Origin of the sequence: Methylobrevis pamukkalensis (assembly GCF_001720135.1) — a bacterium.
Taxonomy (GTDB): domain Bacteria; phylum Pseudomonadota; class Alphaproteobacteria; order Rhizobiales; family Pleomorphomonadaceae; genus Methylobrevis; species Methylobrevis pamukkalensis.
This window is the reverse complement of record NZ_MCRJ01000010.1, coordinates 1-17275: the sequence shown is the minus strand read 5'-3', so window position 1 is coordinate 17275 and position 17275 is coordinate 1. Positions and strand designations below refer to the sequence as shown.

17 protein-coding genes and 2 pseudogenes are annotated in these 17275 nt (G+C 68.3%); 12 read left to right on the top strand and 7 right to left on the bottom strand.

All coding sequences use genetic code 11. The annotated features are described in order from the left end of the window. Window positions 1-34 precede the first annotated feature (34 nt). From A6302_RS03035 to A6302_RS03025, 3 genes are read left to right on the top strand one after another with little or no spacing between them, the layout of a single operon-like run. Window positions 35-1432: an FAD-binding oxidoreductase gene (locus A6302_RS03035; protein ID WP_069305811.1), complete on the top strand. Its 1398-nt coding sequence runs from the start codon at window positions 35-37 to the stop codon at window positions 1430-1432. A gap of 7 nt (window positions 1433-1439) precedes the next feature. After that, window positions 1440-2021: an NAD(P)H-dependent oxidoreductase gene (locus A6302_RS03030; RefSeq protein ID WP_069305810.1), complete on the top strand. Its 582-nt coding sequence runs from the start codon at window positions 1440-1442 to the stop codon at window positions 2019-2021. Window positions 2022-2061: 40 nt separating this feature from the next. After that, entirely contained in the window at window positions 2062-2451 is a 390-nt protein-coding gene (locus A6302_RS03025; protein WP_069305809.1) for a RidA family protein, read from the top strand. Here the strand turns inward: A6302_RS03025 and A6302_RS03020 are convergent. The 3 genes from A6302_RS03020 to A6302_RS03010 all read right to left on the bottom strand — a co-directional run bounded on the left by A6302_RS03020 (window position 2429) and on the right by A6302_RS03010 (window position 4799). Beyond that, window positions 2429-2845: a group III truncated hemoglobin gene (locus tag A6302_RS03020; protein WP_069305808.1), complete on the bottom strand. Its 417-nt coding sequence runs from the start codon at window positions 2843-2845 to the stop codon at window positions 2429-2431. The genes A6302_RS03025 and A6302_RS03020 overlap by 23 nt on opposite strands. Window positions 2846-2931: 86 nt before the next feature. Continuing rightward, on the bottom strand, window positions 2932-3963 hold the full coding sequence (locus A6302_RS03015) for an SAM-dependent methyltransferase (RefSeq protein WP_069305807.1): 1032 nt from the start codon (window positions 3961-3963) through the stop codon (window positions 2932-2934). Beyond that, window positions 3960-4799: a DUF1295 domain-containing protein gene (locus A6302_RS03010; protein WP_245293886.1), complete on the bottom strand. Its 840-nt coding sequence runs from the start codon at window positions 4797-4799 to the stop codon at window positions 3960-3962. Before A6302_RS03010 ends, A6302_RS03015 begins: the two co-directional genes overlap by 4 nt. Window positions 4800-4978: 179 nt before the next feature. Between A6302_RS03010 and A6302_RS03005 the strand changes: the two are divergent. The 4 genes and pseudogenes from A6302_RS03005 to A6302_RS02990 all read left to right on the top strand — a co-directional run bounded on the left by A6302_RS03005 (window position 4979) and on the right by A6302_RS02990 (window position 8832). Then, window positions 4979-6342 (top strand): annotated as a pseudogene (locus tag A6302_RS03005) (NAD(P)/FAD-dependent oxidoreductase). Then, window positions 6339-7169, top strand: a complete 831-nt coding sequence (locus A6302_RS03000) for a DUF1365 domain-containing protein (RefSeq protein ID WP_069305806.1) — start codon at window positions 6339-6341, stop codon at window positions 7167-7169. The pseudogene A6302_RS03005 and the gene A6302_RS03000 overlap by 4 nt, the downstream one beginning before the upstream one ends. Beyond that, window positions 7148-8461, top strand: coding sequence for an SAM-dependent methyltransferase (locus tag A6302_RS02995; RefSeq protein ID WP_083255453.1), 1314 nt, complete (start codon window positions 7148-7150; stop codon window positions 8459-8461). Before A6302_RS03000 ends, A6302_RS02995 begins: the two co-directional genes overlap by 22 nt. Further along, window positions 8458-8832, top strand: a complete 375-nt coding sequence (locus A6302_RS02990) for a DUF2147 domain-containing protein (RefSeq protein ID WP_069305805.1) — start codon at window positions 8458-8460, stop codon at window positions 8830-8832. The genes A6302_RS02995 and A6302_RS02990 overlap by 4 nt, the downstream gene beginning before the upstream one ends. 24 nt (window positions 8833-8856) lie before the next feature. Here A6302_RS02990 and A6302_RS02985 read toward each other — a convergent pair whose 3' ends face one another. The 3 genes from A6302_RS02985 to A6302_RS02975 form a co-directional block, all read right to left on the bottom strand. After that, complete coding sequence (locus tag A6302_RS02985; RefSeq protein ID WP_069305804.1) at window positions 8857-10164, bottom strand: glycosyltransferase family 4 protein; 1308 nt, start codon at window positions 10162-10164, stop codon at window positions 8857-8859. 139 nt (window positions 10165-10303) lie between these two features. Continuing rightward, window positions 10304-11029: a P-loop NTPase family protein gene (locus A6302_RS02980; protein WP_069305803.1), complete on the bottom strand. Its 726-nt coding sequence runs from the start codon at window positions 11027-11029 to the stop codon at window positions 10304-10306. 68 nt (window positions 11030-11097) lie between these two features. Next, on the bottom strand, window positions 11098-12414 hold the full coding sequence (locus A6302_RS02975) for a KpsE/RkpR family capsule polysaccharide export protein (RefSeq protein ID WP_069305802.1): 1317 nt from the start codon (window positions 12412-12414) through the stop codon (window positions 11098-11100). A 796-nt stretch (window positions 12415-13210) separates the two neighbouring features. Between A6302_RS02975 and A6302_RS21890 the strand changes: the two genes are divergently transcribed. The 3 genes and pseudogenes from A6302_RS21890 to A6302_RS02960 all read left to right on the top strand — a co-directional run bounded on the left by A6302_RS21890 (window position 13211) and on the right by A6302_RS02960 (window position 14905). Beyond that, a complete protein-coding gene (locus A6302_RS21890) occupies window positions 13211-13801 on the top strand; it encodes a hypothetical protein (protein WP_141703378.1) in 591 nt (196 codons plus the stop codon). After that, window positions 13801-13986: a hypothetical protein gene (locus A6302_RS02965; protein ID WP_141703377.1), complete on the top strand. Its 186-nt coding sequence runs from the start codon at window positions 13801-13803 to the stop codon at window positions 13984-13986. The genes A6302_RS21890 and A6302_RS02965 overlap by 1 nt, the downstream gene beginning before the upstream one ends. Before the next feature lie 62 nt (window positions 13987-14048). Next, window positions 14049-14905, top strand: a pseudogene (locus tag A6302_RS02960) (fumarylacetoacetate hydrolase family protein). 72 nt (window positions 14906-14977) lie between these two features. On the opposite strand, the gene fabG reads toward A6302_RS02960, so the two are convergent. Further along, entirely contained in the window at window positions 14978-15757 is a 780-nt protein-coding gene (fabG, locus tag A6302_RS02955; RefSeq protein ID WP_069305799.1) for a 3-oxoacyl-ACP reductase FabG, read from the bottom strand. A gap of 295 nt (window positions 15758-16052) precedes the next feature. On the opposite strand from fabG, the gene A6302_RS02950 reads away from it, so the two are divergent. Both A6302_RS02950 and A6302_RS23995 read left to right on the top strand, forming a co-directional pair. Further along, complete coding sequence (locus A6302_RS02950; protein ID WP_245293885.1) at window positions 16053-16862, top strand: ABC transporter substrate-binding protein; 810 nt, start codon at window positions 16053-16055, stop codon at window positions 16860-16862. Between the two features lie 183 nt (window positions 16863-17045). Next, window positions 17046-17195, top strand: coding sequence for a hypothetical protein (locus tag A6302_RS23995; protein ID WP_245293884.1), 150 nt, complete (start codon window positions 17046-17048; stop codon window positions 17193-17195). Window positions 17196-17275 lie beyond the last annotated feature (80 nt).

Below are 17275 nucleotides of genomic sequence, written 5' to 3'. Positions count from 1 at the left end.
TCGCCGTGCCCGCTCACGTCCCAAAGAGGATCCCATGCCCGACTATGACGCGATCAAGGCCGAGCTCGACGGCATTGCCATCGAGGACAATCCGAAGCTGGTGCGGCAGAAGAGCCGCGACTTCTTCTGGTATTCGCCGATCCTGAAGGACCAGCTCGACAACGTCACCGCCGATCTGGTGGTCTCGCCGGCCAGCGAAGAGGAGGTGATCCGCACGCTGAAGGTGGCCTTTGCCCACGGCGTCCCGGTGACGCCGCGCGGGTCGGGCACCGGAAACTACGGCCAGGCGATGCCATTGTCGGGCGGCATCGTGCTCAGCCTGGCGAAGATGAACGAGGTGCGCGAAATCCATCCCGGCCGCGTCGTGGCCGGCCCGGGCGCGATCATCGCCGAGATCGACCGGCAGGCCCGGGCGCATTCGGGGCAGGAACTGCGCTTCCACCCCTCCACCGCCAACACCGCGACGATTGCCGGCTTCGTTGCCGGCGGTTCGGGCGGCGTCGGCTCGATCAACTGGGGCGGCCTGCGCGACCTTGGCAACGTGTTGCGCCTGCGCGTCGTCACCATGGAGGCCGAGCCGCGGGTGCTCGACCTCTCGGCTTGGGATCTCCAGAAGGTGACCCACGCCTATGGCACCAACGGCATCATCACCGAGGTGGAGATGCCGCTGACGGCGGCCTACGACTGGGTCGACGTGCTGGTCGGCTTCGACGACTTCATGGACGCGGTGCGCTTTTCCGACGCGCTCGCCCACGAGAACGGCCTGCTGGTCAAGGAGATCGCGCCGATCGCCGCGCCGGTGCCCTACCAGTTCTTCTCGCGTCACAAGCAGTATGTGCGGCCCGACCAGTCGGTGGTGGTCACCATGGTCGCGCCGCAGGCGATCGGCGCCTTCCTCGCCTTCGCGGCCAAGGCGAAGGGCGAGATCCTGTTCCGGGCCGACACGGCCGAAAGCCTCAAGGGCCTGCCGCAGGCCTTCGAGCTGACCTGGAACCACACGACGTTGCGGGCGCTGAAGGTCGATCCGTCCATCACCTACCTGCAGGTGGCCTATCCCGGTCCCGACCATGTGCGGAAGGTCGAGCAGATGACCAAGCTCTTCGGCGACGAGGTGCCGGGCCATCTGGAGTTCATCCGCTTTTCCGGCCAGATCCAGTGTTCCGGCCTGCCGCTGGTGCGCTTCACCACCAAGGAGCGGCTGGAGGAGATCATCCGCATCCACGAGGACCATGGCTGCCCGGTGTTCAACCCGCACCGCTACACGCTGGAAGAGGGCGGCATGAAACGCACCGATGCGGTGCAACTCGCCTTCAAGCACGAGACCGATCCGAAGGGCCTGCTCAACCCCGGCAAGATGATCGCCTGGGAAAACCCCGACTTCGATTTTTCCTCCGGCAAGACCTTCCTCTTCCCCGGCCTTGCGACGCGGTGAACGGCTGATGCGCGTCCTGGTCGTCTATTGCCATCCGGTGGAAACGAGCTTCAACGCGGCGATCCACGCCGAGGTGGTGGCGGGCCTGACGGCCGCCGGCCACGAGGTCGACGACTGCGACCTCTATGCGGAAGGCTTTTCGCCGGTGCTGACCCGCGAGGAGCGGCTCGGCTATCACGACATCCCGTCGAACCGCGCCGGGGTGGAAAGCTGGTGCCGGCGGCTGGAGGCGGCCGAGGCGCTGGTGATCGTCTCGCCGGTGTGGAATTTCGGCTGGCCGGCGATGCTCAAGGGCTTCTTCGACCGCGTGTTCCTGCCCGGCGTGTCGTTCGAGATGGTCGACGGCCGGGTCAAGCCGCGCCTCAGGCATATCAGGAAGCTCGGCGCGGTGATGACCTATGGCGCCCACCGCACCCGCGCGTTTCTCGCCGGCGATCCGCCGCGCCGGATCGTGCGCCGCGTGCTGCGGGCCCAGATCGCCCCGCTTGCCCCGCTGGTGCATCTCGTCCACTACGACATGAACCGCTCCACCGACGTCACGCGCGGCAACTTCCTTGCAAGGGTGCGCGCCGAGATGGAGAAATTCTGACCGGCACCCTGCGCCCGCCTCTCTTCGACGGATCCTGCCGATGAAACGCCCGCTCAATCCCCCGTCCGTCCGTGCCCCCTTCGGCCACTACAGCCACGGGCTGCTGGTGACCGGCGTCACGGATCTGCTCGTCACCTCCGGCCAGCTCGGGATCGCGCCGGACGACACGGTGCCGGACGACGTGGAGGCGCAGGCGGTGCTGTGTTTCGAGGCGGTGGCCGCGATCCTGCGCGGGGGCGGGATGGACTTTTCCGACGTGATCCGGGTTGCCGGCTTCGTCACCGACCGCGCGCATTTCCCGGTCTATATGGCGGTGCGCGACCGCTACACCCGCCTGCCCCGCCCGGCCTCGACGCTGCTGATCGTCTCCGGCTTCACCCGGCCGGAGTTCAAGGTCGAGGTCGAGGTCACCGCGGCACGACGGGGATGATCGCGGCGAGAAAGCTTGCGCCGATCAGCCGGGCGCGCGCCTCGAAGATTGCCGCGGCCTCGGGCGCCAGCACCTCGCGTGCGGTCTCGCCGAACAGCGCCAGCCAGCGGGCAAAATGCCGCTCGTCGATCGGCAGCGGCAGATGGGCCGGCAGCGGCCGGCCGTCGTAGCCGCCACTGCGCAGCATCACCGCCGACCAGAAGGCGCGGATCTTCGCCTCGTGGGCGGGCCAGTCCTCGACCTTCGAGGCGAACACCGGGCCGAGCAGGTCGTCGGCGCGGGCCTTCGCGTAGAAGGCCGCGACCAGCCGGTCGATGCCCTCTGCCGTGATCGCCGGATGCACCGCGAAAGGCCCGCTCGCCGCCCTGCCCGTCGCCGCTGTTTCCGCTGCCATCAATCCGTCCCGTCCGCCATTGTCCTCGACAGGACATGGCGCAGGCGCCGCGCCCTGTCCATCGGGACGATTGCGGAGAGAGCGGATCAGCGCGCCGCGGGCCGCAAGAGATAGTGGCCGACGCCCCAGACATCGCCGCCCGCATGACCGAACAGGCCCTCGGTGGCGAGGAAGAACAGCCGCCAGCGCCGCTTCCAGAGATTCGCATCGGTGCCGTAGACCGAGGCCAGCACCGGGTCCACTTCCGCGGCGCGGGCGTCCATGTTCGCCAGCCAGTCACGGGCGGTGCGGGCGTAGTGCGTGCCGCTCCAGCGCCATTCGTCCTCGACGGTGAAGAGATCGGGGAAGCGGTGCGGCAGGTCGTGGCTCGGCATGATGCCGCCGGTGAAGAAATGGCGGGCGATCCAGTCCGCCTCGTCGCGGTGGTCGAAGCGGTAGGACCGGCTCTTGTGGGTGAACACGTGCAGGAACAGGCGGCCCTCCGGCGCCAGCCAGCCACGCACCCGGCCGAGCAGCTCGCGCCAGTTCGACATGTGCTCGAACATCTCCACCGACACGATCCGGTCGAAGTGGCCATCGGGCTGGAAGTCGTTCATGTCGGCGGTGACGATCCGCACGTTGCCGAGGCCGCGCTGGGCGGCTTCGCCCTCGATATGGCGGCGCTGCGAGGTGGAGTTCGAGACGGCGAGGATGGTCGCGCGCGGATATTTCTGGGCCATGTAGAGTGTCAGCGAGCCCCAGCCGCAGCCGAGTTCGAGGATGGTCTGGCCGTCGGCAAGGCCGGCGTGGGCGACGGTCTCGGCCAGCGCCGCCTCTTCGGCCGCCGCCAGCGTCTCGGTGCCGGCGGGGTAGAGGCAGCAGGAATATTTCCGCCGCGGGCCGAGCGTCAGCCCGAAGAAGTCGGAGGGCACCTCGTAATGCTGGGCATTGGCCGCGTCGGTGTGGGCGGCGACCGGAAAGTCGGTCATGCCGCGCAGGAAGGCCTCTTCCAGCTCCACGGACGTCTGGTCCAGGCGGCGGCGGGTGCGGCCGACGAGGAAGTCGATGCCGGCGCGGGTCAGGACGTCGGGGACGGGCGCACGCTCGGCAGCGTCGATCACGGTGGCGATCAGGCTCATCGGTTGGTCTCCTTGAGGGGATGGGTCACGGGGGCGGTGCGCGGCGGCCAGGGGAAGAAGGCACTGACCCGCGCCCGGTAGGCGTCGAAGGCGGCCCCGCGCGAGCGCGCCATATGCGCCTCCAGCGGCGGGATGCCGGAAATGTGAACGAGCAGGACATACATGAAGGCCGGCGCGGCGAAGGCGAGCCAGCCGATCGCATGATCGCCACCCGGCGCCAGCGCGATCAGCGGGAAGGCGAACCAGAACAGCCACTCGAAGAAGTAGTTCGGATGCCGCGACCAGCCCCAGAGGCCGGCATCGCAGACGGCACCCTTGCGGCCCTCCGCGCGCATGCGGCGGCGGAAGGCTTCCATCTGCCGGTCGGCGAGGGTCTCCCCGCCGATCGCGATCACCGCAATGACAAGGCCGAGGCCGTCGAGAAGGGTCGGAAACGGTGCGGGATTGGCGGCGGCCAGCAGCACGGCGGCGACCAGCAGCAGGCCGGCGGCGGCCTGGATCTGCAGGAACAGGAACAGCCGGCGCGGAAAATCGGCGCCCCATTCCTCTTTCAGGTCGGCGTAGCGCGGATCTTCCGCCGCCCCGTGCGAGCGCGACGCGATATGGCTGCCGAGCCGCAGCGACCAGAGGCCGACGACGGCGGCGACCAGAAGCGCCCGGCCCGGATGGTTGGCGTCGGCGGCAACGGCGAGCGCCACGCCGATGCCGGCAAGGCCGACGGCAAAGGACCAGATCGTGTCGATCCAGCCGGAATTGCCGGTGCGGCGCTGGATCACGAAGGCAAGGGCCATCGCAAGGCTGAGCACGACGGCGGCGGCAAGAAGCAGGGCTGTCACGGCAATTTCCTCCCGACGCCGGCGGTGCACCGGCAGCACGACGTGCCAAAACCGAATTGGCGTCACGGCCGTATTACGTGTCATTACGGCGATCGGTTTGGGGGAATGCCTCCGCGCGACGACCGAAGAACAAGAGAGCGGTCGCGGCAGCGATGCCGGGGCATCGGCAGGAGACACCCATGGACACCGGCATGACGCAAAGACCCCTGGATATTGCCGTCGTCGGCAGCGGCATTGCCGGGCTCTCGGCGGCCTGGCTGCTGTCCGGTCGGCACAAGGTCACGGTCTACGAGGCCGCCGGGCGCCTCGGCGGCCACAGCAACACGGTGGATGTGGAGCTTGGCGGCCGGAGCGTGCCGGTCGACACCGGTTTCATCGTCTTCAACGCGCCGGCCTATCCGAACCTCACCCGGTTGTTCGATCATCTCGGCGTGGAGACCGTGCCGACCGACATGTCCTTTGCGGTCTCGCTCGACGACGGCGCGCTGGAATATGCCGGAACCAACCTGATCGGCCTGTTCGCCCAGAAGCGCAATCTCGTCAGCCCCCGCTTCTGGTCGATGCTGCGCGACACGTTGCGCTTCTACCGCGAGGCGCCGCGCGCCCTCTCCGAGATGGACGGGATCTCGCTCGACAGCTGGCTCGACCGACGGGGATACGGCGAGGCCTTCCGCGAGGATCACCTCTATCCGATGGCGGCCGCGATCTGGTCGACCCCCGCCGCCGAAGTCGGCGCCTATCCGGCGGCAGCTTCGTGCGCTTCTGCTGCAATCACGGGCTGATGCAGGTCACCGGCCGGCCGATCTGGCGCACGGTCAAGGGCGGCAGCCGCCGCTATGTGGAGCGGCTGGTCGCCCCGTTTACCGACCGGGTGCGGCTGTCGACGCCGATCCGGCGGATCGTGCGCGCGCCGGACGGGGTAACCCTGCACGATGCCCACGGCGCCGCCCACCGCCACGACCAGGTGGTGATCGCCGCCCATGCCGACGACGCGCTGGCCATGCTCGCCGAGCCCACCGCCGACGAGCGCCGGGTGCTCGGCGCCTTCCGCTACTCGGTCAACGAGGCGGTGCTGCACCGCGACCCGGCGCTGATGCCGCAGCGGCGCACCGCCTGGTCGGCCTGGAACTATCTTGCCGACCGCCGGTCTGAAACCGACGGCCTTTCCGTGACGTACTGGATGAACAAGCTGCAGCATCCGGATGTCCGGGAGGACGTGTTCGTGACCCTCAATCCGCACCGCACCCCGCGCGCCGATCTCGTCCTGCGCCGGGAAAACTACCGTCACCCGATGTTCGACCTCGACGCGCTTGCGGCCCAGAAGGCGCTCTGGTCGTTGCAGGGGCGGCGCGGAACCTGGTTCTGCGGGGCGCATTTCGGGGCCGGCTTCCATGAGGACGGCCTGCAGGCGGGGCTGGCGGTCGCCGAGGATCTCGGCGGCGTCCGGCGTCCGTGGACCGTCGCGGACGATTCGGCACGGATCTTCCGTGGCCCGGTGCCCGGCGCCGGAGGCGACGTGGTCGCGGAGGCTGCCGCGACATGACCGGGCTTTCCTCTGGCCTCTACACGGGCACGGTGATGCATCACCGGCACCGCCCGCGGGTCCACCACCTCAGCTACCGCATCTTCTCGCTGCTGCTCGACCTCGACGAACTGCCCGAGCTCGACCGCCGGCTGCGGCTGTTCTCGGCCGAGCGTTTCAATCTCTTCTCCTTCCGTGCCGCCGACTACGGCGACCGGACGGGCCGCGATCTCAAGGGGCAGGTCGAGGCGCACCTCACCGCGGCGGGACTGACCCCCGACGGCGGCCGCATCCGGCTGCTCACCATGCCGCGCATCCTCGGCTACGGCTTCAATCCGCTCAGCATCTTCTACTGCGAACGGGCCGACGGCACGCCACTGGCCCTGCTCTACGAGGTCCACAACACCTTCGGCGAGCGGCACGGCTATCTGATCCCGATCGACAGCGCGGCCGGCGGTCTGGTCCGGCAGCAGTGCGGCAAGGGCTTCTACGTCTCGCCCTTCATCGACATGGATCTTGCCTATGATTTCCGGCTGCGCCTGCCGGACGAGCGGCTCACCGTGTCGATCAACGTCGGCGACGACGAAGGTCCGCTGCTTGCCGCCGTGCACACCGCGCGGCGCAGGGACCTGTCCGACCGGGCGCTGATCGGCGCCTTCCTCACCCATCCGCTGCTCACCCTGAAGGTGATCGGGGGCATCCACGTCGAGGCCCTGCGCATCTGGATGAAGGGCATCCGCCTGCGCGTGCGGCCGGCCCCGCCGGCCGACCTTGTCACCTATGTCCCGACCCCGATTTCGACCAAAGTATCGAAAGGACACCGCTCATGGCAGACACGACGCGCCTGACGCGATCCGGCGAGGCTCCGCTGCTGCCGACCTTCACGCCCGACGCGTCATCCCGGGCGAGGCCTGCCCTTGGCGGCGGCATCCCGGTGCGGATCCTGCGTCGCCTTCTGGCCCGGCTGCAGTTCGGCCACCTGACCGTGGTGCTGCCGGACGGAGGGACGCTGGAGGCGACAGGCCGCGAGCCGGGCGAGACCGGGGTGATGGTCATCCATCGCTGGCGCGCGCTGCTGCGGATCGCCACCGGCGGCGACATCGGCTTTGCCGATGCCCACATCGACGGCGACTGGTCGACCCCGGACCTGACCGCGCTGATCCGGCTGCTGGCCAGCAACACCGACGCCCTGCGCGGCGCCATCCGCGGCGGCCTCGCGGCGCGCCTGCTGTTCCGGCTGCGCCATGCGCTCAACGCCAATTCCCGGCGCGGCAGCCGGCGCAACATCACCTTCCACTACGATCTCGGCAACGACTTCTACCGGCTGTGGCTCGACGGCTCGATGCTCTACTCCTCCGGCATCTATGCCGCGCCGGACGAGCCGCTGGAGCGCGCCCAGCAGCGCAAGGTCGACCGGATCCTCGATCTGCTCGGCGCCGGTCCCGGCGAGCGGGTGCTGGAGATCGGCTGCGGCTGGGGCACGCTGGCGGCGGAGATTGCCGCGCGCGGCGCCCATGTCACCGGCCTCACCATCTCGCCGTCGCAGGCGGTTCACGCGCGCGCCAACGTCGCCGAACGCGGCGGTGCCGAGCAGGTCGAGATCCGGCTCGAGGACTATCGCGACGTCACCGGCACCTATGACCGGATCGTCTCGATCGAGATGATCGAGGCCGTCGGCGAGGCTTACTGGCCGGTCTATTTCCGCACCATCCGCGACCGGCTCGCGCCCGGCGGCGCGGCGCTGCTGCAGGTGATCACCATCGCCGAGGACCGCTTCGACGACTATCGCCGCGACACCGACTTCATCCAGCGCCACATCTTCCCTGGCGGTTTCCTGCCGTCGAAGACGGTGCTGCGCCAGCAGATCGCCGCGGCCGGGCTGACGCTCGTCCACGAGGAATGTTTCGGCCGCTCCTATGCGTCGACGCTGGCGGCCTGGCGCACCCGCTTTCACGCGGCGTGGGAGCGGATCGAGGCCTTGCCGGCGGCCGACGACGAGCCGCCGCACCGGCGCCGGCGCGGCTTCGACGACCGCTTCCGCCGGCTGTGGGACTACTACCTCTGCTACTGCGAGGCCGGGTTCCTGGAAGGAACCATCGATGTCGGCCTCTACCGCATCGAACATGGAGACAACCGATGACCGGACCTGTCCGCACCGTCCTCCTCCTTGCCGCCATGCTGGCGGCAACCCCTGCCCTTGCCGCCTCGCCCGATGGCCTCTGGGCCCGGGGTGACGGGCGCGCCAAGGTGAAGATCGCCCCCTGCGGCGAGAAGCTCTGCGCCGTCAACACCTGGGTGAATGACCCGAGCGGCGAGGAAAAGGTCGGTGACCGGCTGGTGATGGACGTCAAGCCGACCGCCGACAACCGTCTCGACGGCCGGGCCTTCGACCCGCAGCGCGACCGCAGTTACCGGATCATCATCACGGTGGCGGAAAGGACGATGTCGACCGAGGGCTGCGTGCTCGGCGGCCTGCTGTGCAAGAGCATCGAGTGGACGCGGCTCGACTGAGCTCGCCGCGTCTCCCTGTGCCGCTCACATCCGGTCGAGCGCATCGCAGACCGTGTCGAGATGCCCGTCCCAGGTTGGCGGTGCGTAGCCCGCAAGCCTGGCCAGTTGCGCGACCCGTGCCGGCGCATCGGCATCCCTGAAGCTGCGGACCGCCGAGACCCAGCCAGGTCCGTCGAGCGGATCGACGAACAGCGGAATGTCGCCGCCGACCTCGCGGAAGGTCGGAATGTCGGCGGCGATCACCGGCGTGCCGCAGGCCATGCCTTCCACAAGCGGCATGCCGTAGCCCTCGACGAAGGAGGGAAACAGCATGGCCCGGGCGCCGCGCACCAGATCGATCGTCAGGGCATCGGACAGCGAGCCCGCCTCGATCACGTGGTCGCGGATCGTGGCACACCGCTCCAGCATGTCGACCGCGCTCTCGATTTCCCAGCCCCGCTTGCCGACGATCACGAGCCGGGGCGCATGTGCACCGTCGATCTCGACCAGCCGGCGCCAGACATTGAGCAGCATCAGGTGGTTCTTGCGCGCCTCGATGGTGCCGACCGTCACGAAATAGGGTGGCCGCTCCGCCGCCGTTCCGGCGGCCGGCGGCGCATACCACATGTCGCTGATGCCGAGATGGGCGACGAGGCACTCGGGCGCCGCAAGGCCCTGCGCCCGGGCATGGTGGAGGAGGGCGTCGCGGGTGTCGTCGGAGTTGACGATGATCAGCCGGCCCCGCCGCAGCATGGTGTCGAGGCGCTCGCGGTGCATCGCGTCATCGCCGGCGCGGGCGTATTCGGGAAAGGTGATCGGGATCAGGTCGTGCAGGAAGAAGGCCGGCAGCAGTTTCATGCGCTCGGCAAAGGCCAGCATCCGGCCGCCTTCAGTCAGGCCGTTGTGCGACAGGTTGAGGTAGATCGACCCCGGCTCCGGATTCCTCGCGCGCGTCACCACGTCGACTGCGCGGCGGCGGGCAAACCACAGCATCCGCTCGGCCCAGGGCTCGATCAGCGGCTTGCGCGGCGCCTTGGCGGCTGCGGCGTGAAGCGGCGCCGTCGCCGCCGGACCCAGCACCGGATCGAGCCGGGCCCGGGCGCTGCGATCGTCGGCAAGGCGTCCCGCCTCCTCCCATCCGGGCAGGACCCTGGCGAAGAAGGCGTCCACCTCGTCCTTCGGCAGCAGCACGAAGTCGCCGCCGAGGCGCAGGCCGAACCGCAGCCGGTCGCCGAGCCGCGCCGGCAGCCCCATGGCATAGGCGATCTCCACCCGGTCGATGCCGGTCGGCGCCGCAAGGCGCGGGCGCTTGATGACGCGGGTGAGGTCGAGAATGACGGATCTGCGGGTCACATGTCCTCCGGACGGAGCGGGCGGCGCAGGAGTTCCGCCGTTCGCGATTCCGGCGCGGGGCCGGGGGAATGGCGAGACGCGAGGCCTGCGCTGAGGGCGACGGGGAGCCCGTCACGAAACGCTGCGGCCGCACACGCCGTCAGATGTCGAAGCCGTCGTCCTCGTTCTCATCGGGGCGCTGGTCGCGGACGCGGACCTTCTTGTGCGGGATTGCCGGCATGTCCTTGACGAGTGCCATCGCGGCCTCGACGCTGGCCACCTCCGTCACCCGCATGTTGGCGAGCACGAACACGTGGTCCCAGGACTTGCTGATCGTCTTCGGCGTGGAGGCGACGACGAGGAATCCGGCCGATTGCATGCGATAGGCCACGAGGGCCTCGCATTTGGCGCGGAAGGGCTCGCGCCCCCCGGTCAGGGTCTCGTCGACGACATAATGATCGAAGGGCATTGCATAGGGCAGCGTGAACTGGAGCCGCGAGCGGCTGTCCTTGTCGAGGCTGCTCGTCCTCCGGTCGATGACGTCGCCGAGGTCGGCGAAGTCGCAGACGAAATCGACGACCTCGCGGGCGCTGAAACCGTAGACGCGGCACAGGAAGGCGATGTTCTCGCGCGGGGTCAGGATGTTGTTGAAGACGTTCTGGCTGCCGACGGGAAAGGACACCTTGCCGTCCCGCCGGATCCGCCCGCGGTCCGGCGGGATGTTGCCGCTGGCAAGTCGCGCCAGCGACGTCTTGCCGGCGCCCGGCGGCGCGAAGATGATGCCGGCGCGGTCATCGGGAATGCTGAAATTCACCCGCGAAAACAGGTGCGTCTGGTCGCCCTTGCGCGTCAGCGTCTTGTGAACGTCCTCGAACTCGATGCCCACGATGGCCCTTCCGTCGACTTCTCAGCTGCTGCCCGCGTGCGCCCGGGCGGCGCGGGGCGGTGTCCTGCTCAGGCGTGATCCCGGATGCTGTGGAAGATCAGGCTCAGGATCACCCAGATGCCGATGCAGCAGAGCAGCACGATGAAGGTGTCGATGAACAGCCGCGGGTAGGTCGGCGTCTGCGACAGGCTCGGGTGCACGTAGGTCGCAAGGTAGATGAGATTCGCGGCGGCGAGCATGCGCGACTGCTCGAAGGCCTGCAGCGCGGAGGCATAGAGCTTCTCGGCAATCTCCCGCTCGAGCTGAATGGTCTCGTAGACATTCAGCGTCGCGGCGCCGGCTGCCCGCGGGGCGCCCTCCCGACTCTGCGAGACGTCGATCTGGCCTTCCAGGCTGTCGATCTCGTTCTGGAGGGCGGCGATGCTGTTGCGGCGCACCCGCATCGTCGGAGAGCTCTCGTCGAGTGTCGTCTTGGACGATTCGTATTCCGCCCGCATCTGCGTCAGCTGGGTGCGCAGGGAGGCGATCAGGGCGAGCTGCGAGGCGGCGGTCGCGCTTGCGTCCGTGCTGCGGGTTTCGACGCGAAAGGTCTGCTCCTTGTTCTGCACGTCCTTGAGCCGCTGTTCGGCCCGGTCGAGCTCGTTCTGGGCGAACTCCAGCTGGCCCTTCCGCGCCTGATCGGAAATGGCGTTGACGATGTTCTCGCAGAGAAGCTTAACCTCCTGGGCGATGCGATGCGCATCCTGCGGCGTGAAGGCCGTGACCTCGACCGTCGTGATGCCGGTCATCAGGTCGTAGTTCGCGGAGATGCGTCCGTTCCAGTAACGGACGAAGTCTTCGGTCGAGCCGGATGCGTCGAAGCGGGAGAACATGTCGATCTCCGGCCGCGAATAGATCTCGCGCAGCCCGAGGCGGCGCTCGAGTTCGTCGAGAAGGTCGCGGCTCAGCACGTAGTCGGCCACGATGTAGCTGTCCGACATGATCGCCGTCTCGACGGAGTTGCCGGCGGCCGAGGCCGAGGCAAGGTCGGCCGGGCGCACCGAATAGCGGAACTCCGACATGTACTGCGGCGACGCGAAGAAGGCGTAGTAGCTGCCCATGATGAGGGTCGGCAGGACGACCACGATCAGGAAGGACAGCATCGCGCCGGAGAACCCGCGGCGCTTCTTGCCGCGCCGGTTGGCGCGCGGCGGGGGCAGAGGCATCGCCGGGCCGGGCGGACCTCCCGGGACGACTTCGGCGGGAGGCGAGGATTTTGCGCGCTTGGCCGGAACCTGAGCCGGCGCGTCCACCGGAAGTTCGGCGGCAGGCACCTTCGCCACGACCGTGGACAGTTCCTTCGAGGGGCCGGGCTCGGTTGCCGGCACGACCGCCTTTGCAGACACGACCTCCTTCGCGGGGCCGGCGTTCTTCTTCTCCTTCGCGGGACCGGGCGCGGGAACCGGCGCCGGGGCAGCCTCCTTTGCCGAACCGCCGTCCGCAGCCGCGGCGGTCTTGCCAGGCGGTTTGGGTGCGGGTGGCGGCGCGGCTTCCCTTGCGGACGGCTGGCCCTTGTCCGCCGGCGGGGGGCAGGGTCCTTTGCCGCGGGCGGCGCTTGGCCTGGGGTGCGGGGGCGGCCTCCTGCGCGGGCGGAGACGATCGGGCGGGCGCGGGCGCCGCCGACGGCATCGGCTCGGAGGGCGAAATGTCGACCTCGGCGACCGGTGCGGCGGCCTCCCTGGCGGACCGGTTCGGGCGCACACGGTCCAGCCGCATCAGGACCTCGGCACTGACGGGTGCCGGCGATTTCTGACTTGTCGTGTTCGGTTCAGCCACCGAATTCCCTCTCAACATGCGATGGCAGGCTGCCTGCCGAAGCCACAGGCCGGGCAAAGTCCCGGTGGAGACCGACGCATCGGCCGGAATGCAGATTGTCGGACAAAGGAGCGATCGGCGTCGCCAGCAAGACCCTCGGGCGGGACCCGATCCGCGCCCCGTGAGGGCGACCGTCGCGATGCGGGATCTGTGCACGCGGCGCGCGCTGCAGACTTCGCTCCAGAATTAAGGAAATTTCAGACCTTTCCAAGCGCCCGAATGTCGAGCTGCAATCGGCAATCTGCCGCCACAGGGCTTTTCCTGCGGGGCCTGGTGGATTCATACACCGCCATGCGCCGCGCGCCAAGGCATTGTGCGGCGCGGGACATGCAGGGCTACCGGCGCAAAATCCGCGATGAAGACCGCCGGAGACTTCCCATCCTGCGTCAAGGTCTCTATGGGGAAAGCGAAGGGCAGACTGAATGCGATCGGGTCGTGACGATGGACGAGCATAATCTCGCAATATCGGTCGAGGATATCCTGCACCGGGCAAGCAAGTTCGTGACCTCTGGGCCTCCCAACGGTCAGCGGCGGCTTGTCGGCGAGCTTGCCGAACTGGTCCAGTCGATCCGCGACCGGGAGGAGGCCATCCGGCGCGAGGCCTATCTCGACGGCGTCCGCAGTGCCGCGAAGATCGTCCAGGAGCGCAAGGAGCAGCAACGGAGCGAAGTCGGCGAGCCCATGGAAGGCGACGACACCGCCGAGCAGATCCGCGCGGTGGCCGAGACGACGCCGGTGTCCTTCGAAGAGCTGCAGAAGTTGCTGCGCCGTGTTCGCCGGACCCCGAAGGCACGCCCGGGCTCGACCGTGACCTGCTGCGTGCCTACTACGGCGTGCTCAACGATGGCTCGTCGCCGTCTTCCGACAACGTCCTGCCGCGCGGCATGCCGAGCCGGTCGGTCGACGAGGCCATCCTGATGGCCGAGCGCATCTTTCCCGAAGGCTGGTGGGCGCTCAGCGGCTCGGCCGGGCTCGAGGGCCACAAGCCGGCGGCGCTGGTCGCCTCCGATGCGGACAACGAGCCGAAGCCGGAGGCTGCCGAGACCCCGGCGCTCGCGCTGGTCGCGGCCACGCTGGCCACGCTCTACCGCCGCAGCAAGTGACGAGACCGACCGCAGCAGGCTGCCACGGCGGCTGAACGCGTTCATGACAGGAGACGTCCGACATGAAACTTCTGCGCTATGGCCCGCCGGGCGATGACGCCCCGGCCTTCTGGACGCGGACGGCCGCATCCGCGACCTCACCAGCCTCATCGGCGACCTGACCGCCGACCTGCTCGGGCCCGAGACCCTGAAGGCGCTGGCCGGGCTCGATCCTTCCGCGCTGCCGCTCGTGGAGGGCGAGCCTCGTCTCGGCTGCCCGGTGGCCGAGGTGCCGAAGTTCATCGCCATCGGCCTCAACTACTCCGACCACGCCGCCGAGGCCGGCATGCCGATCCCGGCGGAGCCGGTGGTGTTCATGAAGGCCACCTCCTGCATCGGCGGCCCGAACGACCGCATCATCCTGCCGCCGGGCTCGGTCAAGACCGACTGGGAGGTGGAACTCGGCATCGTCATCGGCTCGACCTGCAGCTACGTCTCCGAAGACGAGGCGCTCGACCATGTCGCCGGCTACGTCTGCATCAACGACGTGTCGGAGCGGGAATATCAGCTCGAGCGCGGCGGCACCTGGGACAAGGGCAAGGGCTGCGACAGCTTCGGCCCGATCGGCCCCTGGCTGGTGACCGCCGACGAGGTGGGCGATCCGCAGGCTCTGGGCCTGTGGCTCGACGTCAACGGCCAGCGGATGCAGACCGGCAACACCCGCACCATGATCTTCGACGTGAAGATGATGGTGTCCTATCTCAGCCGATTCATGACGCTGGTGCCGGGCGACATCATCACCACGGGCACCCCGCCGGGCGTCGGCCTCGGCATGAAGCCGCCGACCTATCTCAAGGCCGGCGACGTCGTGACGCTCGGCATCGACCGGCTCGGCAGCCAGCGGCAGGTGGTCGTCGCCTACGAGGACGCCTTCGTCTGAGGCGTCCAGATCATCGGTTCCCGAGGCGGGCCGCGATGCATGTCGCGGCCCGCTTTTCCGTCCGTCCGCCGTTCAGGCGGTGCCCATTTCCTGCAGGGCCGCCAGCGATTCCGGCAGCACCTGGCCGCCGTCGATCACCATGCCCTGGCCGGTGATGTAGCCGGCCTCGTCGGTGGCGAAGAACAGCGCGGCGTTGGCGATGTCGAACACCGTGCCGAGCCGCTTCATCGGCACCGACGCTTCCATGGCGGCGATGTAGTCCGCACCGAGACCGTCGAGGCCTTCGGTGCGGATGTTGCCGGGCATCACCGCGTTGACCGTGATGTTCCAGGGGGCAAGCTCGATCGAGGCCGTGCGCATGAAGCCGAGCTGGCCGGCCTTCGAGGCGCCATAGTGCGACCAGCCCGGATAGCCGGTGATCGGCCCTGTGATCGACGACGTCAGCACGATCCGCCCCTTCTTGCGCGCCTTCATCTCCGGCAGCACGGCCGAGACGCTGAGGAAGGTGCCCTTGAGATTGGTGCCGATCACGTGGTCGAAGTCGGCCGCCGTCATCTGGCCGAGCTTGGCCGCCGGAAAGATGCCGGCGTTGGCGCAGAGCACGTCGATCGCGCCGTAGCGCTCCACCGCCGCCGCCGCCATGGCCGCACAATCCTCCTCCTGCGTCACGTCCGCCGCAAAGCCCGAGGCCCTCGGCCCGATCTCGGCGGCGACTGTCTCGGCCTCGGCCAGCGTGCGGCTGACAACCAGCACGTTGAGACCCGCCTCGCCGAAGCGGAGCGCGATGCCGCGGCCGATCCCCTTGCTGGCCCCGGTGACGATGACGGTGCGGCCTTCCAGCGATGTGAACATGAGTTTTCCCCTCGATGTGGCGCGACCGGCGGACCGGAAAGCGCCGAGTTTTCATGCCCATGAGATGGGCTCCTCACTTTTCGGCAATGTGCGATGCTAAAATAATGTTGTAAAGCCCAAATGTCGGTGTTTAGGATGCTGCAAAGTCCAACATAAGTGCCACATGATCCGGCTGCCGAAACGGCAGGCGGCTCCAAGAGAAGCCGGTTTTCAAGGGCATGCGCCGATGTGGCGGTGTTGTGGGAAATCGGGCCGGCACGCTGGAAGCCATCACGATCGCATGAGGGGATCTGCCATGACCGGACTGTCCAGACGTTCCGTCCTGAAGGGAATGGGCGCCGCCGCACTCGCCGCCGGCCCGTTTGCCAACGTCAACCGCGCGTTTGCCGCCCGGGAGAAGGAGCTCAACATCCTGTGCTGGGAGGGCTACAACTCGGCCGACGTGCTCGATCCCTTCCGCTCGGCGCAGGGGGCCACCGTCAAGGCCGAGAGCCTGACCAACGACCCGACCATGATCAACCGCCTGCGGGCCGGCGAGATCAACACCTGGGACCTGATCAACGTCAACAATCCCTGGGCGCGCAAGGTGATGGCGCCCGAGAAGCTGATCATGCCGCTGCCGAAGGACGAGTTCGAGCCCTTCTTCGACACGATGCTTCCGGACTTCAAGGCGCCCTACAAGTGGGCGATGAGCGACGACGGCAGCGAGCTGCTCGGCATGGCCCAGCGCTTCGGGCCCTACAGCTTCGTGGTCAACACCGAGAAGGTCAGCCGCGAGACGGCCGAGAGCACCGGCTGGGATCTGTTCAATGATCCGGCGCTGGCCGGCCGATACGGGATTCTCGAGTCCGACGACTGGAACGTGTTCAACATCTTCCTCATCGCGGGCATCGATCCGTTCAAGGTGCACAGCGACGACGAGATGGCGAAGTTCGACGAGACCGCGAAGAAGGTCTTCAAGGGCGCCAAACTGATCGGCGACATCGCCACCATGAACCAGGCGCTGATCTCCGGCGAGATCGACCTGCACATGACCGGCGGCACCTACTCGGTCTCGCCGCGCGCGCCGACGGCTATCCGAACCTGCGCGGTGTCACCCCGCTGAAGGGCCCGATGGAAGGCGGCAAGGGCGGCATTGCCTGGATCGAGATCACCTCGGTCGCAACAATCCCAATGTCTCGCCGCTCGCCCTCGAGTTCCTGAAATACGTGCAGGCGCCGGACGTCGCCCATGCGGTCGCCTTCGCCGAGGGCACCTTCAACCCGGTGTCGCAGATGGGCACGAAGGAGTGCTTCGACCTGTTCACGCCCGAGGAACTGACGCGATCCAGTGGGACAGCCTCACCGAGGAAATGGCCCGCTGCGTCGAATACGACATCGTTCCCGACTACGACAAGGCGCTCGACGTGATGAACGCGGCGAAACGCCTGCGGGGGTAAGCGACTGGGTGGAGGGGGCGGGCGTTTGCGCAAGCCCCCTCATCCGGCCCTTCGGGCCACCTTCTCCCCGGTGGGGAGAA

What these genes read in the sequence shown, in the direction of transcription:
- A6302_RS02990 (WP_069305805.1), top strand. Translation starts at nt 8,458, where the DNA reads ATGACCGGACCTGTCCGCACCGTCCTCCTCCTTGCCGCCATGCTGGCG.
- A6302_RS03035 (WP_069305811.1), top strand. Translation starts at nt 35, where the DNA reads ATGCCCGACTATGACGCGATCAAGGCCGAGCTCGACGGCATTGCCATC.
- A6302_RS21890 (WP_141703378.1), top strand. Translation starts at nt 13,211, where the DNA reads ATGCAGGGCTACCGGCGCAAAATCCGCGATGAAGACCGCCGGAGACTT.
- A6302_RS03030 (WP_069305810.1), top strand. Translation starts at nt 1,440, where the DNA reads ATGCGCGTCCTGGTCGTCTATTGCCATCCGGTGGAAACGAGCTTCAAC.
- A6302_RS02995 (WP_083255453.1), top strand. Translation starts at nt 7,148, where the DNA reads ATGGCAGACACGACGCGCCTGACGCGATCCGGCGAGGCTCCGCTGCTG.
- A6302_RS03015 (WP_069305807.1), bottom strand. Translation starts at nt 3,963, where the DNA reads ATGAGCCTGATCGCCACCGTGATCGACGCTGCCGAGCGTGCGCCCGTC.
- A6302_RS02965 (WP_141703377.1), top strand. Translation starts at nt 13,801, where the DNA reads ATGGCCGAGCGCATCTTTCCCGAAGGCTGGTGGGCGCTCAGCGGCTCG.
- A6302_RS02950 (WP_245293885.1), top strand. Translation starts at nt 16,053, where the DNA reads ATGACCGGACTGTCCAGACGTTCCGTCCTGAAGGGAATGGGCGCCGCC.
- A6302_RS03000 (WP_069305806.1), top strand. Translation starts at nt 6,339, where the DNA reads ATGACCGGGCTTTCCTCTGGCCTCTACACGGGCACGGTGATGCATCAC.
- A6302_RS03025 (WP_069305809.1), top strand. Translation starts at nt 2,062, where the DNA reads ATGAAACGCCCGCTCAATCCCCCGTCCGTCCGTGCCCCCTTCGGCCAC.
- A6302_RS03020 (WP_069305808.1), bottom strand. Translation starts at nt 2,845, where the DNA reads ATGGCAGCGGAAACAGCGGCGACGGGCAGGGCGGCGAGCGGGCCTTTC.
- fabG (WP_069305799.1), bottom strand. Translation starts at nt 15,757, where the DNA reads ATGTTCACATCGCTGGAAGGCCGCACCGTCATCGTCACCGGGGCCAGC.